Source organism: Kitasatospora atroaurantiaca (genome assembly GCF_007828955.1).
GTDB classification, from domain to species: Bacteria; Actinomycetota; Actinomycetes; order Streptomycetales; family Streptomycetaceae; genus Kitasatospora; species Kitasatospora atroaurantiaca.
The window spans coordinates 7,105,719-7,130,936 of record NZ_VIVR01000001.1 but is presented as its reverse complement, the minus strand read 5'-3'; the positions used below and the strand labels follow the sequence as shown (position 1 = coordinate 7,130,936).

Genomic DNA, 25,218 nt, shown 5'->3' with positions numbered 1-25,218 from the left:
CCGCGCTCATGCCTCCAGGAGTGCGATCACCGTGCGACCGGCCGGGTCAGCGCTGCAGGGTGAGCAGGCCCGGTCGGTACGGCAGCTGGATGTACGAGGTGCCCGACGGGATGTTGGGGGACAGGCCCTGGTAGAGCATCTGCAGGTTGCAGGGGTCGACGGTCATGGTCTGGTCGGGGTTGTTGCGGACGAGGTCACCGTGGCTGATGTCGTTGGTCCAGGTGGCGCCGCTGTTGGCCTTGCCAGCGAACGGGTTGGCCTCGGTGGCGGCCTGCGCGGTCCACGGACCGTTCAGGCTGGTGGCGGTGAACGAGCGGAAGTAGCGGTTCTCGGCCGCGCCGCGCGCCTCGACGATCATGAGGTACTGGTTCTGGCCCTGGACCTTGTAGACCTGCGGCGCTTCGAACAGGTTCTTCACCGTGTCACTCATGACCGTCGTGTACGAGGAACCGAAGCTGCCCGGGAAGTTCCCGATCGGCATGGTCGACTTGTAGATGCTGCCGTTGTCACCGGCGAAGAACAGGTACATGTTCTGGTCGTCGGCGATCAGGGTCGGGTCGATCGGGCCGCCCGTGGGGAGGCTACCGGTGAACAGCGGCTGCGGCGCGGACCAGCCGTTGGGGTTGGTCGGGTCGCTGGACGTGCGGTAGGTGAAGGGCCAGGCGGTACCCCACCCCAGCGAGGCCAGCACCCAGGTGTTCTTGGGCGCGAAGTAGAACAGCTGGGGCGCCACCGCGGATGAGGGCATGGCGATCTGAGCGGCCGAGCCCATGTCCGACCAGTTCGTGAAGGGCGAGAACCCCATCGAATGCCACGAGGATCCGTCGGAGTAGGTCGCGTAGACCAGGTGCTTGCCGTTGTAGACGGTGTCGGTGAAGTCCTTCAGCGAGGCCCAGCCGTTGGCCGGCTGCGCCAGCGCGCCCGTCGAGCTCCACCGGTACGTCGACGGCAGAGCACACGTGGTCGGCGTCCCGGACAGACCGGTCCACTGCTGGTTGCCGGCGCCGCTGCAGTTCCAGAGCTGCACCGCCGTGCCGTTGGCCGTGCCGCCGCCCGAGACGTCCAGGCACAGCCCGGACTCCACACCGACCACCGAGCCGTCGGCGTTCACCCGCCACTGCTGGTTCGCGCCGCCGTTGCAGGACCAGATCTCCACCTTGGTCCCGGCCGCGGTGGCGTGGCCCGGAACGTCCAGGCACTTGTTGCCGTACACGGTCAGCTGGCTGGTGGACGTCAACGTCCACTGCTGGTTCGTCCCGCCCGAGCAGTCCCAGATCTGCAGGAACGTGCCGTCGGTCTGGCTGGCGTTCGGCACGTCGAGACAGCGGCCGGAACCCGTACCGCGCAAGGCGCCGGTGGTGGCGGCGTGCGCCGGGTTGGCGACGAGCACCGCCGCCATCGCCACCACGGCCGCAACCACGGCGGTGAGCACCACGGGCAGTGGCCTGCGGTTGGAACTTTGCCTGTGCATTGATATCTCCTACGGGATGGGATGGAGCTGTCACCCGGTGATGCCGGTGGGGCGGGTGACGTTGAGGCGCGCCTCGACGGCGTCGGGTTCGGCGGTCCGAACGTCGAACGCCAGGCGCGGCGAAGCCGGAGAGTGGGGTCAGGAAGAGGACCGCGGGCCGCCGGCGCCGAAGTTGACGTTGCCCTGGGACGGCTCGGTGGTGTCCCACTCCACTCTCGTCCGCCGCGCCGGAATGTTAACGCTCACAATTTAGGCCGAGAGTGAATGCTCCTGGTGGGAGGGAGATGACTTTCCGGGTGTGAGCGGAGTCAATACCCGCCCGGCAAGGCACGTCAAGATGGCTGCAGCGACTTTCCTGGCCGGGGGTGGCACGCCCGGACCCCGGCGATCCGCGGTGGCCTCGGCGTGGGCGGGCACTTGCCCAAGTCACCCGTGGAACGGGGCAGCTGACTGGTCGGCGATCCGACGCGGAATGCAGATCCGGGGCCCGCCATCACGACACTGCCCGATCCCGGCCACAGAATGTTCAGCGCGAGGGCGGACGTGCTATCTCTAGGAGTGCGCTCCGTCGGCGGCTGTGAGAGCGCCGACGGGACTATTGACGGAACCCAGCGGGGCCCAGGGCCTGACGGCCCGTTGACCCCTGCGGTGACCGTATCGCCCTCGCGTCCGGTGGCTGCCGTGCTGCCACGGGGTGCGGCTCGGCCTTCGCCGGGCACCGGACCAGGACCACCCCCGAACGAGGACGAAATGACTGAGGCGAACCTCGTCGTGCTGTCGGCCGGTGACGCGGCCCTCGCGCTCGACACCACCGGACCCGAACTGCCCCGGGTGCTGCACTGGGGCGTCGATCCCGGCTTCCGCGCCGGCGACGCCGCACAGGTGCTCGACGCCATGGGCCGAACCTCGCGCCACCAGGCCGGGAGCCTGATGCCCTCCCAGGGGCGGGGCTGGGGCTGGTTCGGACGCCCGGCTCTGGCCGGGCACCGCGAAGGCCGGGTCCGCCCCCCGCGCTTCGAGCTCGCCGAACCGGTCGCCGTAGACGCCGAGGACGGCCGGGGCGGCACCGTCCGCGTGCGGGCGTCGGACCCTGGTGCGGGGCTCGCGCTGGACACCGAGTTGGAGATGACGGAGCAGAGCGTGGTACGGCTGCGCCACACCCTGACCAACACGGCGACCGACACCTACACCCTGGACGTGCTGACGTGCATGCTGCCGGTCCCCGCCCACGCCGCGGAACTACTGGACTTCGCCGGCCGCTGGGCCCGTGAACGCTCCCCGCAGCGCTCGCCGCTGCGGCAGGGCATCCGGTCGAGGGAGAGCCGCCGCGGCCGGACCGGCTTCGACGCCGGGCTGCTGCTCGCGGGCACCGAAGGCTTCGGCTTCCGGCACGGCGAGGTCTGGGCCGTCCATCCCGCCTGGAGCGGCAATCACGTCCAGTACGCGGAGCGGCTGGCCGACGGGACGACGGTCCTCGGCGGCGGCGAACTGCTGGACGCGGGTGAGATCCGGCTGAAGGAGGGCGAGTCCTACCGAACCCCGTGGGTGTACTTCGCGGCATCCTGCACGGGTCTGGACGGGATCAGCCGAGGATTCCACGACATGCTCCGGGCCCGGCCGCAGCACCCGACCACGGCCCGGCCGGTCACCCTGAACATCTGGGAGGCGGTCTACTTCGACCACGACCCCGAGCGGTTGAGCGCCTTCGCCCGGACCGCGGCGGAGGTCGGCGTGGAACGGTTCGTCGTGGACGACGGCTGGTTCCGGCACCGCCGCCACGACCGGGCCGGCCTGGGTGACTGGTACGCCGACGAGACGGTGTGGCCCGACGGACTCCGCCCGTTCGCCGACCACGTCCACGGGCTGGGCATGCAGTTCGGCCTCTGGTTCGAGCCCGAGATGGTCAACCCCGACTCCGACCTGGCCCGCGCCCACCCGGGCTGGTTCCTCGCCGACCCCGAACGCCTCCCGTTCGAGCAGCGCAGCCAGCACGTCCTGGACGTCGCGCACCCCGACGCCTACGCCTACCTGCTGGAGCGGATCAGCACCCTGGTCGGGGACGTGGGCATCGACTACATCAAGTGGGACCACAACCGCGACCTCGCCGACGCCGTCCACGACGGCCGGCCCGGCGTGCACGCGCAGACGACGGCGGTCTACCGGCTCCTGGACGAACTGCGCGCCCGCCATCCCGGTCTGGAGATCGAGTCCTGCTCCTCCGGCGGCGCCCGCGCCGACCTCGGCATCCTCGAGCGCACCGACCGGATCTGGGGATCGGACAACATCGACCCGATCGAACGCCAGGCCATCCAGCGCTGGACCGGCCTGCTCCTGCCGCTCGAGCTGATCGGCTCCCACGTCGGCTCCGCCCCCGCCCACATCAGCCACCGCGACACCGCACTCGCCTTCCGCTGCGCCACCGCCCTGTTCGGGCACGCCGGTATCGAATCGGACATCTCGACCTGGTCGAAGGACGACCTGAACGCGCTCACCTCGTGGGTCGGCGCCTACAAGCAACTGCGGCCGCTGCTCCACGGCGGCGACGTCGTCCGCACCGACCACCCCGACCCGGCCGCCTGGGTCCACGGCGTCGTCTCCCGGGACCGGGCCCACGCCGTCTTCGCCTACGTCCAGCTGGACACCTCCGTCGCCGAGAACGGCGCGCCCGTACGCCTCCCGGGTCTGGAGCCCGACACCCGCTACTCCCTGCGGGTGCGCCCCGAGCTCTCCTCCCCCGAGCACACCTGGCCCGCCTGGGCGAAGCGGGCGACCGCCCTCACCGTGACCGGCCGGTACCTGGCCCAGGTCGGCCTGGCCGCACCGGACACGGCCAACCGCCCCGGCCACGCGCTGGTGGTCGAAGCCCAGGCGCAACCCCCGGCCGCTCGAACGTCGTGAACCCCGCAGGGCGCCCCGCACCCGTGCCTGCCCCTGCCCCTGCCCCTGCCCCTCACACCCCTCGACTCCGACCAGTTCTTCTCCGCGCTGGAACGCGTCGCGGCCGGCGGGACCGCCATGGACCCGGCAGTCATCGCCAAAATCCAACCAGGCCATCGGCCGCCGCCTCTTCCGTGTCCACCCGACAGTGACACCAGCCCAGCTGTGCTGAGCCGCAAGGCGTTGTCCCCCTGCGCGCAGCGCCGGGTTGTCGACGGTGAGGGCGCGACCGAGCTCGGCGGCCAGGTCGGCCGGGGTGGAGGCGAGCCGGGCGGCGGGGACGATGTCCCCGCCGCCCGGCTGTTCACGGATGGTCGGTCATTCCTCGGTGGGGCCGAGGTCGGGCTGCTTGCGCAGCTCTACTGTGCGGTCGAGGCTCGTGGTATGCAGTTCGAGCACGGTGATCTCGTTCGGCCCCGGGCGCAGGACGGGGCCGGGTACGTACAGGGAGCGCTGGGGGCCACGGGACCAGTGGCGGCCGAGGTGGAAGCCGTTGATCCAGACGTTGCCCTTGGTCCAACCGGGCAGGTGGACGAAGGTGTCGGCCGGTTCCTCGATGTCGAAGGTGCCCCGGTGGAAGACCGGCCCGACGGCGGGCCCCTCGGCGGGTGCGAAGGCGAGGCCGCTGAGGTCGGTCAGGGGCAGCGGGCGGTTGGCCCAGCCCGTCAGTTCGGCGCCGTTGAGCCGGACGGGGCCGAGCAGGCCCTTGCGGTCGTGCATTCCTTGGCCGTAGTTCACGCGGCCCTGGTTCTCCACCAGGACGCGCAGCACGCTGCCGGCCGCGGGGGCGGTGAACACGATGGCCCGCTCGTGGTTCTCCCGTTCGAGCACGCCGATGGGCTGTTCGTCGACGAAGACCTGAGCCCGGTCGCGGACGTCGTCCAGTTCCAGAAGCGCGGGGCCGGCGGTCGGCAGGGTCGCCTCGTAGAGGACGTAGCCGAAGTCCTGCCGCAACTGCTCCATGGTGAGCGGGTGTTCGGACTTCACTGCGCTGCCGAGTGCAGGCAGGCCGGTGAACAGCGGTGCGGTGTCGGTGAGCGTCACCCTGGCCGCGGGGAGCTTCGGCGCGGGGGCCGGTACCGGCTCGGCCGGGACCGGGGCGTACTTGCCGATGACGTCGCGGAGGGCGTGGTACTTCGGGGTCGGGTCGCCGGCCTCGTCGAGCGGGGAGTCGTAGTCGTACGAGCCGACGGTGGGGCGGAAAGTGTGTTTGTCGTTGGCGCCGTTGGTGAAGCCGAAGCTGGTGCCGCCGTGGAACATGTAGAGGTTGACGGAGGCGCCGGTGGCCAGCAGCTCGTCCAACTCCCGGGCGGCGGCGTCCGGTTCGCGGACGACGTGGTGGCCGCCCCAGCGGTCGAACCAGCCGATCCAGAATTCGGTGCACATGAGCGGGCCGCTGGGCTGGTGGGCGCGCAGCGCGGCCAGGCCCTGGCGGGCGCGGCTGCCGAAGTTGGCGGTGGCCAGGACACCGGGCAGGCTGCCGCGGGCGAGGTCGGCGGGCTGGTCGCAGGTGAACAGCGGAACGTCGACGCCAAGGCTGCGCAGCAGTTCGGCGAGGTGGGCGAGGTGGGCGGTGTCGTCACTGTAGGCGCCGAACTCGTTCTCCACCTGCACCGCGAGGACCGGCCCGCCGCGAGTGGCCAGCCGGTCCAGCAGCGGCGGGAGCAACTGCTGGAAGTAGGTTTCCACGGCGGCGAGGTACACCGGGTCCTGGCTGCGCAGCCGGATGTCGGGTTCGGCGAGGAGCCAGGACGGCAGGCCGCCGCCCTCCCACTCGGCGCAAATGTACGGGCCGGGGCGCAGCAGGACGTGGAGGTTCTCGGCGGCGGCCAGGTCGAGGAAGGCCGGGAGGTCCAGCCCGGCATCGAGCCGGAAGACGTCCGGTCGGGGCTGGTGGAGGTTCCAGGGGACGTACGTCTCGACGGTGTTCAGGCCCATCTGTCGGGCCTTGCGCAGGCGGTCGGCCCACTGCTGCGGGTGGACGCGGAAGTAGTGCAGGCCGCCGGAGATGATCCGGAACGGCTCGCCGTCGAGGGTGAAGTCGTCGCCCTCGATCTGCAGGACGGACATGGTGGTGCTCCTGAGGGAGGGTGGCCGCAGCGAGGGGCCGGTTCCCCCGGAGGGCATCCGGGTGAACCGGCCTCGCCGCGTGCCGCGGTCGTCGTGTTTTCGGTGGGGCTGCGGTGGTCTACGGGGTCACGGTCAGCGCGGGCGCCGTGTCGGCGGTGATGTCGCGGCCGTCGATGGCGCTGCCCTGGTGGGTCCCGCCGCCCCCGGGGATGAGGGTCGAACCCGAGCGTCCAGGGCCGTCACAGCCCCACTGGCTGCCATTCCTGGTTGGAGCCGCCGTTGGCGGGCCACTGGATGACCTTGGCGCCGTCGGCGGTGGATCCGCTCTGCACGTCTGCGCACAGTCCGCTCTTGATGTTGACGAGGCGGTAGTAGCCGCTGGTGGCCGCCGGAACGAGCTTCCACCACTGGTTGGTGCCGTTGGTGTCCGACCCCTGGTCCAGGGCTGTGCCGTTGCTGGTGGAGCCGCCCGGGACGTCGAGCACCTTGCCGCTGTTGACGTTGGACAGGCGGTAGGACCCGTCGTAGTCGGGGAGCAGCTTCCACTGCTGGTTGGCGCCGCCGGACCACGTGTTCTGGATGACGGGCCCGCCGTCGGAGGTGGAGGAGCCGGAGACGTCCAGGACCTTGCCGCTCTTGCGGTTGACCAGCTTGAAGGGGCCGGTCAGCAGGCCGATCGTGATCGTGGTGCTCGTTCCTGCGGTCAGCGACACGGTGCGGGCGTGGTTGCCCAGCGACGACGTGGTGACCGTCGCGCCGGTGGTGATGGATGCGATGCCGCGCCGGCAGATGAAGGTGATCTTCTGGTCGATGTCGGAGGTGAGCGTGACGGTGGCCGTGCGGGCCGCCGTGTCCCAGGACAGCGACTGGATGGCGATGCGGTTGCGGCCGCGGACGCCGTTGATGGCGCCCTTCGTGAGCTGGTCGGGGAGGGCGGGGAGGATCTCCAGGACGCCTGGGCGGGTGTAGACGAGTGCTTCGCCGAGGACGGCGGGGATGGTGTTGGCGGCGTCGCAGTTGTAGGTGGTCAGGTCCGGGTTGTGGGAGGTCATCAGGGACCGCCACACCATGTTCTTGCCGTAGATCTTCAGCAGGTTGCCGTAGACGCCGGGGCCGTCCTTCAGGCGGGCGCGGGCCAGCGCCCGGTGGAGGCTGCCATGGGCGGCATAATTCGGGTCGACTCGCTTGTCCAGCGCCTTGGCCGCGTACTTGACCAGCTCGGGCTTCTCCTCGGGGTTGATCTCGTGCAGCGGCCAGGCGCCGTACATGTGCTGGACGTGCCGGTGGTTGTAGTTGTCGGTCAGGCCGGGCCAGGACCACTCGGCGAGCGCCCCGTCGCTGTTGACGGTGTAGTCGGGCAGCTTGGCGAGCAGGGCGGTCCAGCGTTGCACGCCCTGGCCGCTGCCCTGCTCCAGGCCGAGGGTGTTGGCCGCGTCGATCGCGGCCTGGAGCGCGTGCCGGCCGGCCATGATGTCGCCGGTGGCGTTGATGGAGAACGCCTGGCGGGTGTTGGCCGGGCTGTTCTCCATGGAGTAGGAGGGGACGAAGACGGCCTTGCCGCTGGAGTCGGTGCGGGTGAGGAAGTCCTCGTAGAACAGGGCCAGTTCCATCAGGGCCGGGCCGAGCTTGTTCTTCAGGAAGGCGCTGTCGCCGGTGACCTGGTAGTACTCCAGAAGCGGGTAGAGCAGCCAGTCGGCGCCGCCGGTCCAGGCCTCGCCGGGGAAGCTGGTGTTGTTGAAGTGCAGCATGTGCCCGTACTCGCAGTCGGTCCGGGTCGGGGCGAGGAAGCCGCGGGCGCCGTAGAGGTTGGTGGCGTTGTCGCGCCAGTGGGCGAGCTGGCCGAGGATGAGGTCGAAGTAGCCCTGCATGGCATCGGTGAGGTCGAGGATGTTGCCGCCGGCGACCTGCAGGTTGATGTTGGCGTCGGTGGTGAAGTCGTCGGCCCAGGAGCCGTTCCAGGTGCCCGTCCAGATGCCGGTCAGGCGTGGTGGCAGAACACCACTGGAACTGATGAAGAGATAGCGGCCGGAGTCGTACATCCGCTCCAGCAGTGCGACGTCGATGGCGGACGCGTTGCTGTTCTGGCGGGCTATGAGGTCGCTGGTGGCCAGCCGGCGGTCGGCGGCGGAGACGTTCAGGTCGATGCTGGAGCGGTCGTACATGGCCTGGTGCTTCGGGGCATGTCGGCCCAGGAGGGTGGCGTAGTCGGCCGTCAGCGCGGCGAGGGCGGTCTGCAGGGGCTGGCTGTTCCAGCCGGTGGAGGTCTCGTACCGGCCGAGTTTGGTCAGCAGCAGCACCTTGGTGGCCTTGGCGACCACCAGGGTCTGCCCGTCGGCGGTGACGGAGGAGCCGCTGCCGGAGACCACGACGCGGGTGACGCCCTCGTAGCCGTAGGCACCGCCGGAGGGGTACGTGCCGCGCAGGTTCAGGTAACCGTCGCCGCTGGTGACGGTGGCAGTGGTGGAGAAGGACACTTTGGTCGGCACGCCCGTAAGAGCGGTGTTGACGCTGATGGTGGTGTCCACGGTGCGGCCGGTGGCGGGCAGCAGCTCGTGGACGATGACCTGGTCGGCGCGGGAGACGAAGACGTGGCGCTGCCAGGTGCCGTACTGGTCGGTCCAGGTGTGGGTGATCTCGCCGGTGCGGAAGTCGGTGATGCGGGCGAAGTCGTTGACGGTGGTCATGCCCGGGGTGCTGAGCTGGAGTTCGTAGCCGGGGTGGAAGGTCTGGGTCCAGCGCAGGCCCCAGCCGTGGGCGAACGTGGAGGAGGCACCGGAGTAGTCGCCGGCCAGCGCCTGGTCCCGGGCGGTCTCGAGATACGGCGAGATCACGGGGGGCATGACGCTCCGGCTGCCGTTGGGCAGCACGAACCGGTGATGATTGAAGATCATCTTCTCGAGCGTGGGCGCCCCGTAGTAGACGGCCCCGTACTCGCCGTTGCCGCTCAGGAACCCGTCGGTCCAGGCGGAGGCGGTGGCGTTGTCCCAGATACCGCGGTCCGGGAGCGTGACCTGGGGCGGTACGGCCGCGGAGGCCCGGGCGGCGAAGACGAAGCCGGGCAGGGTCGCGGCGGCGGCGGCGAGGGCGGCCGTGGTGAGGAAACGCCGACGGTTGAGCGGAAGGTCGGGCAGTGGCATGGGTGGACTCCGTTGTCGGACGGTGAGCACAACTGGGCACCGTGGGGACGGACCGGCCTCGAGCGTCTACGGGGTCACGGTCACCCCGGGCGCCATCTCGGCGGTCCCATTGGTGAGCTTTCCGGAGCCGGTGGCACCTTCGGAGCTGACGAAGCGCAGCTCGTGGTTGGTGCCCCCCGCGTTGCAGACGGCGAGCAGGAGCGTGGACTGCTTGGCCGCGTAGGCGTTCTGGACGAAGGAGGTGATGTCGACGGTGATGTCGCGGCCGTCGATGACGTTGCCCTGGTGGGTCCCGCCGCCCTCGGGGATGAGGGTCGAACCCAGGGTGAAGGTGGCCGACCTGGCGACGGAGGAGGTCGTGGCGGTGAAGCTCGGCCGGTTCTGCCAGGTCGTCGTGGAGACCGGGCAGGACGTGCCGCCGCCGGTGCAGGCGGTGTCGCTGACGGGCTGGACGAGCAGCTGGTCGGTGTCGGTCGACGGCACCGACGAATAGCGGTGGCCGACGTAGGTGAGATGGAGCGTCGCCTGGCTGGGTGCCCTGGTGAGGCTGCTGAGGGGGAACTGGATATAGGAGAGCTTTCCGTCTCCGGATCCTGTGGTGTACTGCTCGCCCATCAGGCCGACCCCGGTGTTGCGGGTGATGAGGGTCAGGTCCGAGGAGTTGTTCTTGGTCTGGTCGCCGGTCCACGCGCCCACCCAGGTGTCGCCGTTGGTGAGGGCGCCGGGCTTGACGTTCTGGGTCTGGCCGTTCGCGTCCGTGTAGGTGGTGGTCAGCGTGCCGATCCCGCTCGGCGCCAGCGGGAACTGGCTGCTGTATTCGACGGGCTGGCCTGCGACCTGGAGGTTGTTCAGCGTTACGTTCGTGGCGCCGTTCAGCGTGCTGCTGTTCGTCTTCTGCTGCGAGAACCACACGTTGTCGAGGCTGAGGGTGCTGATCGGGGTCTTGGGATACGTGTACGTGGCGCCCGACCCGTCGGGGTTGGGGGCAAGCCCGTAGGTCGCCTGGTCGTCGGCGGTGATGGTCTGGGTGGATCCGTTGCCGCCGTTGAGCCTGATCGGTCCCGACGTGTACCGGGAGGTGTCGAACGAGCTGTTCTTCACCACGATGCTCGAGATGCGCGGGTACGGTTTGGGGCTGTTCTGCGTGAAGATGCCGCCGGCCGGCGCCGCCACGGAGTTGAAGTTGTCGAACGTGTAGTTGTTGAGCCGGTATCCGTAGGAATTCCATCCGATGCGGATCGAGTTGCCGGCACCGACGGACCAGTTCAGCGTGTTGCTGACCGAGATGTTCTTCGAGTCCTCGTTGTCCCAGTGGTAGTTGTCGAACCCGAGCTCGTCGGCGACGGTGTCGTGGGCGCCTACCGCGTTGGCATAGCCCTGGACGTCGGCGCTGGAGGTGCCGAGCTGGAAGTTGTTCCACACGCCGGAGGCCAGCGGGGTGAATCCGTCGCTGGGGTTGTAGTGGCCGGAGGCGAACGCGTCGTCGTTGCCGAGGGTGAAGACGCCGTTGGCGGTGATGTCCTGGCCGCTCGCGAAGTCCGTCCCGTCGATCCACGGCTGGCGGTACGGGGTGAGGGCCTTGATGTTGTTGAACGTCACCCTGTTGGCGCTGTGGGTCTCATAGTTCCACTGCTTCGCGTTGCGCTCGTAGGTGTCGTTGAACGTGATGTCCGACGAGTGCATGACCATGACGCCGCCCTGGTGCTGGCTGCGGTAGGCGTCGTGCGAGTCACCGCTGCTGAAGGCGTTGTAGTTCGCCACGCCGTTGCCGTCGAAGACGCCGCGGCCGTCGATTTCGATGTTGTTCGAGTTGATGATCCCGATCGCCGGCTCGAACGCCTCCATGTACGCCTGGACGCGGTTCTTCAGCAGGGCCCCTTCGTCGGTGTAGATCTTCAGCTTGCCGCCCTTGAGCCTGCTGCCGTCCAGACCGTTGACCAGGAGACCGGACCAGACGTACGTGCCGTTCGGGAAGTAGAGCGTGTTGAGCGCCGTGGGGTTGGCTTTGATGGTGTCGATGGCGGCCTGCAGGGCGTACGTGACGTCGTCGGCGGCCATCACCCGCACCTTCGGGTAGCGCACGTTGACGCTGCTCGCGCTCACCAGGCTGCCGGCCGAGGTCTGCTGGCCCGCGGGGACGGTGGTGCCGCCGACGGTCCGGCCCGCCATCGAACTGGTCGCCGCGGCCGGGGGCGTCTGGGCCGCGCTGTTGGGGTGCGCCGCGAGGTAGGCGGTGGCGAACTGCTGGAAATCGAGGACGCCGGTCTGCAGGTTGACGCCCGAACCGTCGGGGGCGGGCGTGATGTCCGGGTGCTGGGAGGCGTCCTCGAGCGGGTCGTTGACAACCGCCAGGTAGGGCTGGCCCGCGGCGTTGGTCGAGTCCCCGTTGACCATCACGATCGCTTCGTTCAGCCCTGCGGCGGCGGACATCTGGAACGTGAGCGTGTGCTTGTCGCTGCTCACCGAGACGCTGGCGGACGGGTAGTAGCGCGCCGGGTAGACGTTCACCGTGGTGATCGTGGTGCTCGGCAAGGTGATCGTGATCGCCGGCGTGCGCGAGCTCGACGCGAAACGCGCGATGTCGAAGTTGTGGCCGTTCTGGGTGTACTGGACGGCGTCGACGGGTGTGCCGGCGACCTGTACCTGGTACTTGGTGGACGCCACGTCCGGGGATGTCGTCGTGCCGGCCCCGACGCCCGAGGGCGCGTAGCCGTGGACCGTGACGGTCGCGGCGGATGCGGAGACGGGAACGGTGACCGCGAGGCCGGCCGCCGCCAAGGTGGCGGCGGCCATGGTGGCGCTGAGGCGCTTGAGACGCGAGGCGCCTCCTGCGGGGGCGGGGTTCGAATCGGCGTTTCCGCCGGCCGGTCGGATCATGCCTGTCCCTCCTCAGGACGAGACCTTCTGGTCTGTGCAGGCACCTGCCGTCTGCTGGAGGCGGCGAGGAGTGTGCGCGGTGCCGCAGCCGGAGGACGTCCGGTCAGGGTTGCGCGTTGGAGCGGACCACACGGTGCATCGGGCGCGAGAGCTCTGTGCGATGACGGGTGACGGTGTCGTGCGGCAGGCGAGGGGCAGCCTCGCTGCGTTGACCGATCCACGAGACCGGCGTGGCCGGGATGTTAACGAGGCGTTTCCAGTGCCGTCAACGGTTCGCGCGATTCCGGGCGCAGAAACTGCCCCGACGTGCCGAGTTCTCGCCCCGTTTCCATAACGGCTGGATCACGGCCCTCCGGTAACGCCTTGCCCTGGCCCGGCGCACGGACCTACGCTGACGCCACTTGCGTGGATCGATCAATTTTTTTCGGGAGTGGCTCATGGTGACGATGGCTGAGGTGGCCGCCCGGGCCGGAGTCACCAAACAGACCGTCTCGAACGTCGTGTCCGGAAAGAGGGTGCGGCCGGAGACCCTGGCGAAGGTGAACACGGCGATCGCCGAACTCGGCTACAAGCCGAACCTGGTGGCTCGCTCGCTGCGTACGGGCAGCACCTCCACCGTGGGGCTGTTCGTGCCTTCGGTGGCCAATGCGTTCTACTCGGAGGTCGTCGAGGAGGTGGAGAACGTCCTGGTCGGCCACGGCTACAACCTGCTGCTGGCCACCACGCGCGACGACCCCGACTACACCCGGGCCCACCTGGAGAACCTCGCCGCTCGCTCGGTGGACGCGCTGCTGGTCGCCGGCGACAAGGGCGTCGAGCAGCAGCTGCCGATGCTCACCGCGGCCACCTTCCCGGTCGCCCTGTGCGCGTGGGAGGGCGAGCCTCCGACCACGCTCCCGGTGGTGTCCATCGACTACGAGCACGCAGGCTTCCTGGCCGGGCGCCACCTGCGCGAGCTCGGCCACCGGAACGTCGCGGTGATCGCCGACCTGCCCGCCCACACCCTGCGCGTCGGCGGCTTGCGCCGAGCGTTCGCCGCCGACGGACTGGACATCGACGACCGCAAGGTGTTCACCCGTACCAGCGACGACGCCGCGGGCGGCTACGCCGCAGCCTGCGCGGCGCTGGACGCCGACCCTCAGCTGACCGCGATCTTCGCCACCCACGACGTCCTGGCCGTGGGCGCGATCGAGGCGGTGGTCCGGTCCGGGCGGCAGGTCCCCGAAGACGTCAGCGTCGTCGGCTTCGACGACATCGCCCAGGTCGGACGGATCAAACCCGCGCTGACCACCGTCACCTTCCCCAAGCGCGAGATGGCGCAGCAGGCCGTCGAACTGCTGCTGCGCGCCGTCGACTCCGGTCGGCAGCCGACCAACGTCATCTCCCTGCTGCGCCCGACCCTGACCGTCCGCGACAGCAGCGCCCCACCCCGCGCGACCGCTTAGCACCCGGTGCCGCCGGCCTGCACGCGACCGGCTCGCACGCAATTCTTCGGCGTCCCTCCTGCCGCACGGTGTTCCGCTGCCTCGACCAGCTTCGAGAGGAAACAGCCCTCCGATGAACGACCACCACTCCCACGCCTATGTCGAAGACCGGTCGCCGGGCACCGGACGGCTGCGGCCGCGCGCCGCGTTCGCCTCCGACCTGCCCGTGCTCCGGCTCGACGGCGACTGGAGATTCCGGCTGGCGTCCGGGCTGGACGATCTCACTGCGGACTTCGCCGCGCCGGACTTCGACGACGGCGCCTGGGACCTGCTCGCCGTACCGTCCTGCTGGCAGATGACCGGCCTGCCCGGCGAGCCGCGCTACGGGGCCCCGGCCTACACCAACATCCATTACCCGTTCCCCGTCGACCCGCCGCGGGTGCCCAGGCACAACCCGACCGGCGAGTACCGCCGCGAGTTCGACGTCCCGGACGCGTTCCCGGCCGCCGCCGCGGTGCTCCGGTTCGAGGGCGTCGACTCCGCCTTCGCCGTATGGCTCAACGGAATCCGGCTCGGCGACGGCAAGGGCAGCCGGCTGACCACCGAGTTCGACGCGGCCGGCGCCCTGCGGCCGGGCCGCAACGTGCTCGCGGTCCGCGTCCACCAGTGGTCCTCCGGTAGCTACCTGGAGGACCAGGACATGTGGTGGTTGTCCGGGATCTTCCGGTCGGTCAGCGTGGCCGCCCGCGGTATCGAGGACTTCTTCGTCCACGCCGGCTACGACCACGAGTCCGGACGGGGAACCCTGGCCGTCGACGTCACCGGCCCCGGCCAGGTGTCGCTGACGGTGCCCGAGCTCGGCATCACCGGCGCCGATCCGGCCGGACCGCACGTGATCGACGGCGTCCGACCCTGGTCGGACGAGAACCCGCGCCTCTACCAGGGGGAACTCGTCGCCGAGACCGGGGAGCGGATACCGCTGCGGATCGGGTTCCGCACCGTGGCCGTGGTGGACGGGGTGCTGACCGTCAACGGCCGGCCGATCTCCCTGCGGGGCGTCAACCGCCACGAATGGCACCCGCTGACGGGGCGCACCCTGACCGGGGACACCATGCTGGCCGACGTGCTGCTCATGAAGCGGCACAACGTCAACGCGGTGCGCACCAGCCACTACCCGCCCGACCACCGCTTCCTGGACCTGTGCGACGAGCACGGGCTGTGGGTGTTCTGCGAGGGCGACCTCGAGACGCACGGCTTCGAACCCGGCGGCTGGCACCGCAATCCGAGCGACGACCCCGCGTGGCGTGAGGCCTACCTGGACCGGGCCGTCCGGCTCGTGGAGCGCGACAAGAACCACCCCTCGGTCATCGTCTGGTCGCTGGGCAACGAGTCCGGCACCGGAGCCAACCTCGCCGCCGCGGCGGCATGGATCAGGCAGCGCGACGACAGCCGCCTGATCCACTACGAAGGCGACTGGGCGAGCTGCTCCTACGTCGACCTGTACTCCCGGATGTACATCGGCGTGGACGAGCTGGCCGCGGTGGGGCGCGGTCAGGAGGCACCGACCGCCGATCCGGCCGACGACGCCCGCCGCCGCTCGCTGCCCGCCGTGCTGTGCGAGTACGGGCACGCCATGGGAAACGGCCCCGGCGGCCTGTCGGACTACCAGCAGGTCATCGAGGCGCACCGGCGCCTGGCCGGCGGATTCATCTGGGAGTGGATCGACCACGGAATCCTCCGGCACGCCGGGCAGGACGACCACCGGTCGTTCTACGCCTACGGCGGCGACTTCGGGGAGGAGGTCCACGACGGCAACTTCGTCGCCGACGGGCTGCTGTTCCCCGACCGCACGCCGTCGCCGGGCCTGGTCGAGTACAAGAAGGTCATCGAACCGGTCCGCATCCGCATCGACCCGGCGGCGTGTCGGATCACCGTGCTCAACCTGCACCACGTCCGCCACAGCGGCTACCTGGACTTCCGATGGACCGTCGAGGACGGCGGCGAGCCGGTCGGCTCCGGCAGCCTGGCCGTCCCCGCGACCGCACCGGGCGCGACGAGCACCGTCGAGTGGCCCGCCGACCTCACCGCCGCGCTCGATGCCGCACGCAAGGACGGTTCGGGTCACGAGGTGTGGCTGACCGTCACCGCGGTGCTCGCCGCGGACGAGACCTGGGCCGCGGCCGGCCACGAGGTCGCCTGGGGCCAGGGGCTGGTGGTTCCGGCTGCCGCGTCCAGCCCCTTCCCGCCCGCTGCGGCAATCGCCCACGACGGATACGTCGCCCTCGGCTCCGCACGGTTCGACACCCGCAGCGGTCTGCTGGTCCGCCTCGGCGACCTGGAGCTCGACGGCCCGCAGTTGGACGTCTGGCGTGCCCCGACCGACAACGACCTGCTCGGCGCGTTCGCCGAGCCGCAGATCACCGCATGGCGCACCGCCGGACTGGACCGGATGCACCATGAGGTCCTGCGCGTCGCCCCCGACGAATCGGGGCTCACGGTCACCGCCCGGCTCGCCGCCGCCGGTTCCTCCTCCGGGCTCCACGTGGTCTACCGCTGGACGGCCTGCGACGGACCGGACGCGGGCCAGGCCCGGCTGCGGCTCGAGACGACCGTCACCCCTGACGGCGCCTGGCCAGTGCCGCTGCCCCGCCTGGGAGTCGCGATGTCGCTGCCCGGCACCGACGCCGAGGTCGAGTGGTTCGGCCCCGGTCCCGGCGAGGCCTACCGCGACTCCCGCACCGCGGCGCGGGTCGGCCGCTACCGGTCGACCGTCGCGGCGATGCAGACCCCCTACGTCCGCCCGCAGGAGAACGGCAACCGCCACCGCGTCCGCAGCGCCAGGATCACAGCCCCGGGCGGCACCCTGCTCATCACCGGCGCGCCGGTCATCGACCTGACCGTACGTCCGTGGAGCACCCGAGCCCTCGCCGCAGCGGCCCACCAGCACGACCTTGCCCCTGACGGCAGGCTCCACCTCCACCTGGACCACGCACACCACGGCCTGGGCAGTGCGGCCTGCGGACCGGGCCCGTCGGCACCGGACGTACTGGCCGCGGTCACCGCCGCATTCGCCGTGGAGTTCAGCACCACCCGGTAGCCGGGCCTCGCCCGCCCGCCCACCGGCCGTCCAGCAGCTTCCCCCACCTACGAAGGGTTCCTCCTATGGACCGCACCATCGTACCCACCCGCAGATTCCTGGCGTTCGCCACCGTGGCGGTCCTCGCGGCCGGAGTCAGCGCGTGCAGCAGCACCACGAGCACCTCCGACACCGCGGAGAAGACCCAGGCCGGGCCGGTGACCATGGAGTTCTGGGGCTGGGCTCCCTACGAGAAGATCGTCGACCAGTGGAACGCGGCCCACCCGGACAGCAAGGTCACCTTCAAGAAGATCCCGTCGGGCGGCAAGGGCGGCTACACCCAGATCAGCAACGCGATCACCGCCGGCAAGGGCCCGTGCCTGGCCCAGATCGAGTACCAGACCATCCCGTCGATGCTCGTGAAGAACACGGTCATGGACATCACGAAGTACGCGAGCGCCGACATGGCCAAGTACCTCCCGTCCGCCGTCTCGGCCACCAGCATCGGCGGCAAGATCTACGGCGTCCCGGTGGACGTCGGCCCGACGGTCCTCTTCTACCGCAGCGACCTGTTCGCCAAGTACGGCATCACCACGCCGCCGGCCACCTGGGCGGAGTACAAGGCCGACGCAGAGAAGGTCACCGCCGCCGATCCGAGCGTGAAGTTCGGCACCAGCGGGCCCGGCGACGGCAACGATATGGCGGCCTTGAGCCTGCAGACCGGCCAGTCCTGGTACTCGACCCAGGGGAACAGCTGGACCGTCAGCATCGACAACCCCGGCACCCGGAAGGTCGCCGCCTACTGGCAGGAGATGAAGGACAAGGAGCTGGTGACGAAGACCGGCAACGCCTGGGACCCGCAGTTCGACAAGGCCTCCGAAGAGGACAAGGTGCTGACGTTCGTCGGCGCGTCCTGGTCCTCCGGCGGCCTGAAGTCGGACCTGAAGGACCAGGCCGGCAAGTGGGCGGTCGCCCCGATGCCGACCTGGGAGGCCGGGGACGGCAAAAGCTCCTTCAACGGCGGCTCGGCCACCTCGGTGATGACCGGGTGCAAGACGCCCCGCGAAGCGGCGCAGTTCGCCGCGTTCCTGTCCAGCGACCCGCAGGCCGTGAAGACGGGCATCGACGCCGGGCTGTACCCGGCGTCGAAGGCCGGACAGGACGACCCGTTGCTCGCGGAGGGTGACCCGTTCTTCGGCGGCCAGAAGGTCGGCGACCTGTACAAGGTCTCCGCCGCGCAGGTCCCCACCACCTGGACCAACGGCCCGACCTATCAGCAGGTCGAGACGGACTTCACCACTGCCATCGGCTCCGGCACCTACCCGGACGCGGTCGCCAAGGTCCAGGCCTCGACGGTCGCCGCGATCAAGCAGCTCGGACTGTCGGTGACCAACGGCTGAGGCGGCGGGACTCGAGCCGCCCCGAAGGGTTCCCGCGGCCGCCCGTACCCGGCGCCGCGGGGGCCCGCTCCCTGACGACGAACCGCCCAGCGAGGTTTCCATGAGCAGTCCCAGCAGCGCCCGGACCGCGTCGCCGCCGCGGTCGGTGCCCGCGGTCACCCCCCGTGTCTCCCCTGCCGGACGGCCTCGGCGCGCCGGCCGCCGTACCGCGTTGACCGCGTCGGGTTTCCTGGCGCCGTTCGCGGTGCTCTTCCTGACCATGATGGTCGCGCCGATCTGTTACGCGATCTACCAGAGCTTCTTCACCGTCCACCGCGCCGGGCTGTTCGGCGGTACGCAGTCCACGGAGTTCGCGGGACTGTCCAACTACGCCGCCGCCTTCGGTGACCACGACTTCATCGCGTCGATCGTCCGGGTCGTGCTGCTGGGCTGCGTCCAGGTCCCGGTCATGCTCGGCCTAGCCCTCCTGCTCGCGCTCCTGCTGGACTCCCGATCGGCCCGGCTGCGGAAGAGCTTCCGGCTCGCGTTCTTCGTGCCCTACGCGCTGCCGGGTGCGATCGCCGCGGTGATGTGGTCCTTCCTCCTGGCGAAGAGCCTGTCGCCGTTCACCGGACCGCTGTCGCACATCGGGATCGACGTCGACTTCCTGTCGCCGTCGTGGGTCCCGGTCTCGATCGGGAACATGATCACGTGGGGCTGGACCGGCTACAACATGCTGATCATCTACTCCGCGCTGCAGACGATCCCCGCCGAGGTGCTGGAGGCCGCCGCGCTCGACGGCTGCACCGGATGGCGCCTGGCGTGGGCGGTGAAGATCCCGCTGGTGCGTCCCGCGCTGGTGCTGACCACGGTCTTCTCCATCATCGGGACGGCGCAGATGTACACCGAGCCGGCGGTGCTGGTCGGCGCGCGCGTCCCAGGCGTCTCGCCGAAGTTCTCCCCGATCATGAACACGACCCTGGGCATGGACCTGGGCGGCCAGAACCTGGCCGCCGCCGAGTCCGTCGTGCTCGCACTGCTCACCCTCGTGCTCTCGTTCGGGTTCCTCAAGTACACCCAGCGCAAGGGAGCGATGGCATGAGCGTGATCTACGCCGGCCGGCCGACCCGACGGGCCCCCCGCGGCACCGAGATCGCGAGCAAGGTCGCCGTCAACGGGGTGCTGGGCCTGATGGCCCTGTACACGCTGATCCCGCTGTGGTGGCTGTTCGTCTCCGCGACCAAGAAGTCGGGCTACCTCTACACCGGTGCGCCGCTGTGGTTCTCCCATTTCGACCTGGTCGCCAACGTCAGGACCGTGTTCAGCTTCGAGGGCGGCATATTCTCCACCTGGCTCGCCAACAGCGCGCTGTACAGCCTCGTCGGCGCGACCGTCAGCACCCTGCTGTCCGCGATGGCCGGCTACGCGCTGTCCAAGTTCAGCTTCCGCGGCCGGGAGAGCGTCTTCAACGTCATCCTCGCCTCGGTTCTCATTCCGGCGCCGATGTTCGCCCTGCCGTTGTTCCTGCTCATGGCCAAGCTCGACCTCACCAACTCCTACTGGTCGGTGCTGCTGCCCAGCTGTGTCAGCCCGTTCGGCGTCTACCTGTGCCGGATCTTCGCCGCGGCGTCCGTCCCGGACGAACTGCTGGAGGCCGCACGGCTCGACGGAGCAGGCGAAGGGCGCACCTTCTTCCAGGTCGCCCTGCCGCTGATGGCCCCGGCACTGGTGACCGTCTTCCTGTTCCAGTTCGTCGGCATCTGGAACAACTACCTGCTGCCCTCGCTCATGCTCAACTCCTCCTCACTCCAGCCCGTCACGGTGGGACTGGTGCAGTGGCGCTCGGAGTTCGCCAACGGCGTGCCGCCGCTGGTGCCGATCACCGGTGCGGCCCTGTCGCTGCTCCCCCTGCTCGTCGCCTTCGTCAGCCTCCAGCGGTTCTGGCGCAACGGCCTGACCGCCGGCGCAGTCAAGTAGTCCGTCCACCACCCGACTCCGCACCTCACAGCAAAGGACCACCGCATTGCACCGCGCTCACATCGTTCTGGACCGGCAGGCCGTCATCGCCCCGGTCCGGCGCCGCACCTTCGGCTCCTTCGTCGAGCACCTCGGCCGCTGCGTCTACACCGGGATCTACGAACCGGAGCACCCGAGCGCGAACAAGGACGGCTTCCGGATGGACGTCGTCGACCTCGTCCGGGAGCTCGGCAGCACCACGATCCGCTACCCCGGCGGCAACTTCGTCTCCGGCTTCCGCTGGGAGGACTCGATCGGCCCGCGCGACAAGCGCCCGGTCCGCCGCGACCTGGCCTGGCACTCCCTGGAGTCGAACCAGATCGGCCTGGACGAGTTCGCGGCCTGGCTCAAGCTCACCGGCTCGGAGCTGATGCTGGCGGTCAACCTCGGTACCCGTGGCATCCTGAGCGCCCTCGACCTGCTGGAGTACGCCAACCACCCGTCCGGCACCGCGCTCTCGGACCTGCGCATCGCCAACGGCACGCCGGAGCCGCACAACATCCGCATGTGGTGCCTCGGCAACGAGATGGACGGGCCCTGGCAGACCGGCTTCCTGAACGCCGAGGACTACGGCAAGCTCGCCGCCCGCACCGCCTCCGCCATGAAGATGGCCGACAAGGACCTCGAACTGGTCGTCTGCGGCTCCTCCTCGGCCGGCATGCCGACCTTCGGCGACTGGGAACGCACCGTCCTGGAGCACAGCTTCGAGCACGTCGACTACATCTCCTGCCACGCGTACTACCAGGAGCACGACGGCGACCTGGGCTCCTTCCTCGCCTCGGCCCTCGACATGGACTTCTTCATCGACGGCGTCGCCGCGACCGTCGACCACGTGGCCGCCAAGAAACACTCGTCCAAGAAGATCGGCATCTCCTTCGACGAGTGGAACGTCTGGTACCAGAAGGAACACCAGGAGTCCGACGAGGTCAACGACGAGTGGCGCCACGCCCCCCGGCAGCTCGAGGACGTCTACAGCGCGGCCGACGCCGTGGTCGTGGGCAACCTGCTGATGACCCTCCTCAAGCGCAGCGACCGCGTCACCTCGGCGTCGCTCGCGCAACTCGTCAACGTCATCGCGCCGATCATGACCGAGCCCGGCGGCCCGGCCTGGCGGCAGACCTCCTTCTACCCGTTCTCGATCACCAGCCGGCTCGCCGCCGGCGAGGTGATCCGCCCCGCGATCGAGTCGCCGACGTACACCACGGCACGCTACGGCGAGGCCTCCGTCATCGACGCCGTCGCCACCGTCGAGGAGGACCGGTCCGCGCTCTTCCTCGTCAACCGCGGCCTCTCGCAACCCGCCCAGGTCACCGTCGACGTCCGCAGCCTGGGCTCCTCACGCATCCTCGAGGCGCTCACGCTCGCCGATCAGGACGTGTACGCGAAGAACACCCTCGCCGAACCCAACCGCGTGGTCCCCCACACCAACCCGAACGCCACCATGACCGACGGCGTGCTCACCATCGAACTGCCGCCGGTGTCCTGGACCGCAGTCGCACTCCACTGACATCCCCGAATGCAACGGGAGAGCGCGTGGTGCCGGGGGACACGTCACTCTCCCCCATACCTGTCACTCTGCAGGTCCTCGGCCGCCTGCCACAATGAGTTGCTCGCCCTCCGAAGAAGAAGCGCTCGCCCGACCTGAGGACGTGACCAGGACGTGCTCGCCCGGCTGTGGAACCTGTGGCAGCCCGGCACGGCGCTGGTCGGCGGGTTCGCGGAATCCTGGAGGAGTCCCACAGGCGCTCGTACGCAACGCTCTGGATGAGGCGGAGGATCTGGAGACGATCGAGACCGGCTGCGGCCCGCCCGCTCCGACCAGGCCCGGTCCGCTCGCTGCTGCGCGAGTACTACTCCGCCACCCTGGTAGCACTTCGTCACTTTGGGCGATTTTTCCTCTTGGGGGGGCATCTTCTGGGTGTGAAGTTGGGGGATGTGAAGCGGCTCCGTGGTGAGTTGGCGGAGTTCGTAGGTGATGTGTTCGGGTCGTTGCCGCGGCAAGGAGCAGCGGCGGCGGGTCGCGCGGCGGCTGTCGGAGGTGATCGCGCCGCAGGGGCCAGGGTGCGCAGGCGGACGCCAGGTCGGCCGGGGACGGCGAAGCCGCGGGCGGCGAGCAGCGGGCGGATCTCGTGGATGGCGCGGGTGACGGTGGGGCGGGTCACGCCGTACAGCTCGGCGAGTGCCGCGTGCGGCAGTTGCAGGCGCAGATAGACCACGGTGACCAGGAACTGGTCGGTGAAGACCAGTTCCTGGTCCGGCCCCGCGCCAGCCGCCTGCTTGCGTTCTCCGCCTCTGCGCTCGCGCAGTGCGGACTCGCACCGGGCCATCCACGGGTCTGCCAACTCCTCGATCAAATCGCCGAGATGTGCACGATCAAGGCCGCAGAAGGCAGGATGGGACAAGGCCGCACGGGCTCGGTAATGCGTCACAACATCACCAACTCGTGCGGTCCGCCTCACGTCACAATGCGCCGGCGGCCCGAGCGGCGTAGGACTTCGCGACCAGCTCCTCCACCTGGGCGCTCTTCGCCGCCGAGTAGGCCGCCCTGCCCTCGCTGTCGGCAGGGAACCGCTGCGCCAGGGCCACCTTCAAGGCGCTGTAGCGCTGGACTTCATCGGGCCGCTGACGCAAGTAATCACGGAGTAGGACGTGATCAAGGTGGGGCTTCGAGCCCGCGACCACGGCGTACAGATGATGACCGGGAACGGCAGGAGGGCCCTGGAATGCCTCCCGCCCCCCGATCCCCAGATCGCCTTCGTGCCGGTAGCCCCGCCCGGCGAGCCGGGAGATCAACTCGGGCATGACGGCCTCTTCGGACACCACGATGTCGAGGTCGATGATCGGCTTGGCGGCACACCCGGGCACGGCCGTACTGCCGACGTGCTCGATAGACACAGCCAGATCCGCGACGTGGGGTGCCAGTCGCTGCCGCAGATCCTCGAACCGCTCGGGCCATCGGGGGTCGTAGTTGACCACGATCATGTCAGTCATGCCGGCAGTCTCGCAGGACCGCCAGGGCCCATCGCACCCCTCGGAGATCCCTGGCTATCGCGTACCGAGTCGGAAGAGTCCCGCTCCACCGGTCCAGGTCCAGCGGCGCCCTTGCCTGCTCGGACACCTTGGGGGCTACCAGCTCGGCCAGCGAGCGCAGGACGGACCGGCACTCGTACGTAGCCTCATCGGTGTGGACGACGGCCTCCCCGGCGTAGTGGCGTACTTCCATACGAGATTGCCGCCCCGGCTGCCGTCATCAGCATGTTGCTGCGGTTGTGCCCCCGCTGGAGTCGGAGCGGGCGCGTGGCCTCAGTACCAGACGGAGAACGTGGCGTCGGCTCTGCCGGTGGCGGTGGAGATCGGGTCGATGCGCAGCCCGTAGTTGAAGTGGCGGATGTAGCGGTCAGGGAAGTTGTATGACTGGAACGACGACCAGGACGGGTCGGCGAGCCCGGCGGTCCTGTGGAATGTGGCGTCCTGGGCGAACCTCGTGGTGCCGTCGTTGGCGTCCAGCCGCAGTTGGTAGTAGGCGTGCCGCAGGTAGCGGGTCGGGTCGGTGACGGACTGGAAGGAGACGCCGGAGGAGTCGGCCAGGCCCGGCACCAGCTTCCACTGCGAGTCGGTGTAGGGGTCGAACGGGTACGGGTCGATGCGGCCGAGGGAATCGACCTGCCGCCAGTATCTGTCCGGGAAGTTGTAGGACTTCAGCCGGTTCCAGGCCGGCTTTCCCCACTTGGCGACCATGTTGTCGTACACCGTCTGGGGGATCGGCTTGATGTCGGCGTGCTTGGAGTTCAGCGGCTGGGTGTAGACGCGCCGGTCGGTGGCGGTCCAGGTGCCGGTGGAGAGGTCGCTGGTCTGCCAGGTGTAGAAGAGCGCGTTGGCGTCGCCCCACAGGTACCAGGTGCCGGCGGCTTGGGCGAGGATCGGGCCCTCGATGCCTCCCTGGGGTGCCAGGCCCGAGGTGAACTGGGTGAAGCTGCCGGGGGCGAGGGAGGTGGACTTCGCACCCGTGAGGCTGTTGTGGCCTTTGTAGTACAGGTAGTTGACGCCGTTCACGTCCTTCGCCAGGGTGCCGTCGATGATGTCGTAGCCGGGGTCGAAGAAGACCTGCGGCGACGTCACGGTCTGGAAGTCCGTGGTGTAGTTGACCATGATCACGTTGTGGCCGCTGCTGTTGACGGCCGAGTAGATGATGGCGTACTGGCCGCGGGAGGGGTCCCAGAAGGCGTCGGGCGCCCAGGTGTGGGTGGCCATGTCGTGCAGTTTCAGGAGGCGGTAGTTGTCGAAGGAGCGCAGGTCGGCGGAGTCCCAGACGTGGATGTACGGGCTCTTCCTGGTCCAGTCGGTGCCCTTCAGGTTGGTCGCCATGACGACGTAGGTGCCGTCCTGCTTGGGCAGGATGACGGGGTCGCGCAGACCGCCGTCGCCCGCGGTCGGGGTGACGACGGGGTTGTTCTGGTTCAGCGGCATCCACTGCAGCGCGTCGGTGCTGACCGCGAGGTGCAGGCCGTAGTCCGTGCCGAGGTTTCTCGGTGACTGGGTGAAGTAGGCCATGACGAACGGGGAGGTCGTCGCGGCGCTCGCGGACCGGCTGCCGAGGGTCAGCACGCCGGTGGTGGACAGCGGCACGGCCGCGGCCATGCCGAGGAAGAGCCGGCGCGACGGGAGGGGTGTTGCGCTCATCTGGTGCCTCCGGGGCGTAGGAAGGTGCGGGCGGATCCAGACCCGTGGGCGGCACGGACCCCGAGCCGCCCACGTCGGATGCAGGGAGCCGCGGTGAGCCGGCTGGTGTCCCGGGCCCGCGCGCTGGTGTTGTCCCAGTCCTTGGTGCCGT

General features: G+C 69.6%; 13 protein-coding genes and 1 pseudogene. 7 read left to right on the top strand and 7 right to left on the bottom strand.

All coding sequences use genetic code 11. The annotated features are described in order from the left end of the window. Window positions 1-46: 46 nt before the first annotated feature. A complete protein-coding gene (locus tag FB465_RS31935; protein WP_145796195.1) occupies window positions 47-1,471 on the bottom strand; it encodes a non-reducing end alpha-L-arabinofuranosidase family hydrolase in 1,425 nt (474 codons plus the stop codon). A gap of 750 nt (window positions 1,472-2,221) precedes the next feature. On the opposite strand from FB465_RS31935, the gene FB465_RS31930 reads away from it, so the two are divergent. Beyond that, window positions 2,222-4,369, top strand: a complete 2,148-nt coding sequence (locus FB465_RS31930) for an alpha-galactosidase (RefSeq protein WP_145796193.1) — start codon at window positions 2,222-2,224, stop codon at window positions 4,367-4,369. Window positions 4,370-4,726: 357 nt separating this feature from the next. Here FB465_RS31930 and FB465_RS31920 read toward each other — a convergent pair whose 3' ends face one another. The 3 genes from FB465_RS31920 to FB465_RS31910 all read right to left on the bottom strand — a co-directional run bounded on the left by FB465_RS31920 (window position 4,727) and on the right by FB465_RS31910 (window position 12,492). After that, a complete protein-coding gene (locus FB465_RS31920; protein ID WP_145796191.1) occupies window positions 4,727-6,478 on the bottom strand; it encodes a glycoside hydrolase family 35 protein in 1,752 nt (583 codons plus the stop codon). 239 nt (window positions 6,479-6,717) lie between these two features. After that, window positions 6,718-9,615, bottom strand: coding sequence for a glycosyl hydrolase family 95 catalytic domain-containing protein (locus tag FB465_RS31915; protein WP_145796189.1), 2,898 nt, complete (start codon window positions 9,613-9,615; stop codon window positions 6,718-6,720). 66 nt (window positions 9,616-9,681) lie between these two features. After that, window positions 9,682-12,492 (bottom strand): DNRLRE domain-containing protein, encoded by a 2,811-nt coding sequence (locus FB465_RS31910; RefSeq protein WP_145796186.1) that lies wholly within the window; start codon window positions 12,490-12,492, stop codon window positions 9,682-9,684. 437 nt (window positions 12,493-12,929) lie between these two features. Here FB465_RS31910 and FB465_RS31905 point away from each other — a divergent pair, with 437 nt between their 5' ends. The 6 genes from FB465_RS31905 to arfA all read left to right on the top strand — a co-directional run bounded on the left by FB465_RS31905 (window position 12,930) and on the right by arfA (window position 21,894). Continuing rightward, entirely contained in the window at window positions 12,930-13,937 is a 1,008-nt protein-coding gene (locus FB465_RS31905) for a LacI family DNA-binding transcriptional regulator (protein ID WP_145796184.1), read from the top strand. A gap of 112 nt (window positions 13,938-14,049) precedes the next feature. Further along, window positions 14,050-17,013: a glycoside hydrolase family 2 TIM barrel-domain containing protein gene (locus FB465_RS31900; RefSeq protein WP_145796182.1), complete on the top strand. Its 2,964-nt coding sequence runs from the start codon at window positions 14,050-14,052 to the stop codon at window positions 17,011-17,013. A gap of 65 nt (window positions 17,014-17,078) precedes the next feature. Then, window positions 17,079-18,392, top strand: a complete 1,314-nt coding sequence (locus tag FB465_RS31895; protein ID WP_145796180.1) for an ABC transporter substrate-binding protein — start codon at window positions 17,079-17,081, stop codon at window positions 18,390-18,392. Between the two features lie 100 nt (window positions 18,393-18,492). Continuing rightward, entirely contained in the window at window positions 18,493-19,473 is a 981-nt protein-coding gene (locus FB465_RS31890) for a carbohydrate ABC transporter permease (protein WP_145796178.1), read from the top strand. Beyond that, complete coding sequence (locus FB465_RS31885) at window positions 19,470-20,348, top strand: carbohydrate ABC transporter permease (protein ID WP_145796176.1); 879 nt, start codon at window positions 19,470-19,472, stop codon at window positions 20,346-20,348. Before FB465_RS31890 ends, FB465_RS31885 begins: the two co-directional genes overlap by 4 nt. Window positions 20,349-20,394: 46 nt before the next feature. Further along, window positions 20,395-21,894 (top strand): arabinosylfuranosidase ArfA, encoded by a 1,500-nt coding sequence (gene arfA / locus FB465_RS31880; protein WP_145796174.1) that lies wholly within the window; start codon window positions 20,395-20,397, stop codon window positions 21,892-21,894. A 604-nt stretch (window positions 21,895-22,498) separates the two neighbouring features. On the opposite strand, the pseudogene FB465_RS38015 reads toward arfA, so the two are convergent. From FB465_RS38015 to FB465_RS31865, 3 genes and pseudogenes are all read right to left on the bottom strand, one after another. Continuing rightward, window positions 22,499-22,714 (bottom strand): annotated as a pseudogene (locus FB465_RS38015) (helix-turn-helix domain-containing protein); the annotation flags it as partial. A 133-nt stretch (window positions 22,715-22,847) separates the two neighbouring features. Then, window positions 22,848-23,378, bottom strand: a complete 531-nt coding sequence (locus FB465_RS31870; RefSeq protein ID WP_145796170.1) for a GrpB family protein — start codon at window positions 23,376-23,378, stop codon at window positions 22,848-22,850. 312 nt (window positions 23,379-23,690) lie between these two features. After that, complete coding sequence (locus tag FB465_RS31865) at window positions 23,691-25,067, bottom strand: glycoside hydrolase family 43 protein (RefSeq protein ID WP_145796168.1); 1,377 nt, start codon at window positions 25,065-25,067, stop codon at window positions 23,691-23,693. Window positions 25,068-25,218 lie beyond the last annotated feature (151 nt).

Coding starts and splice junctions, on each gene's coding strand:
- FB465_RS31935 (WP_145796195.1), bottom strand. CDS start 1,471: ATGCACAGGCAAAGTTCCAACCGCAGGCCACTGCCCGTGGTGCTCACC.
- FB465_RS31930 (WP_145796193.1), top strand. CDS start 2,222: ATGACTGAGGCGAACCTCGTCGTGCTGTCGGCCGGTGACGCGGCCCTC.
- FB465_RS31920 (WP_145796191.1), bottom strand. CDS start 6,478: ATGTCCGTCCTGCAGATCGAGGGCGACGACTTCACCCTCGACGGCGAG.
- FB465_RS31915 (WP_145796189.1), bottom strand. CDS start 9,615: ATGCCACTGCCCGACCTTCCGCTCAACCGTCGGCGTTTCCTCACCACG.
- FB465_RS31910 (WP_145796186.1), bottom strand. CDS start 12,492: ATGATCCGACCGGCCGGCGGAAACGCCGATTCGAACCCCGCCCCCGCA.
- FB465_RS31905 (WP_145796184.1), top strand. CDS start 12,930: ATGGTGACGATGGCTGAGGTGGCCGCCCGGGCCGGAGTCACCAAACAG.
- FB465_RS31900 (WP_145796182.1), top strand. CDS start 14,050: ATGAACGACCACCACTCCCACGCCTATGTCGAAGACCGGTCGCCGGGC.
- FB465_RS31895 (WP_145796180.1), top strand. CDS start 17,079: ATGGACCGCACCATCGTACCCACCCGCAGATTCCTGGCGTTCGCCACC.
- FB465_RS31890 (WP_145796178.1), top strand. CDS start 18,493: ATGAGCAGTCCCAGCAGCGCCCGGACCGCGTCGCCGCCGCGGTCGGTG.
- FB465_RS31885 (WP_145796176.1), top strand. CDS start 19,470: ATGAGCGTGATCTACGCCGGCCGGCCGACCCGACGGGCCCCCCGCGGC.
- FB465_RS31870 (WP_145796170.1), bottom strand. CDS start 23,378: ATGACTGACATGATCGTGGTCAACTACGACCCCCGATGGCCCGAGCGG.
- FB465_RS31865 (WP_145796168.1), bottom strand. CDS start 25,067: ATGAGCGCAACACCCCTCCCGTCGCGCCGGCTCTTCCTCGGCATGGCC.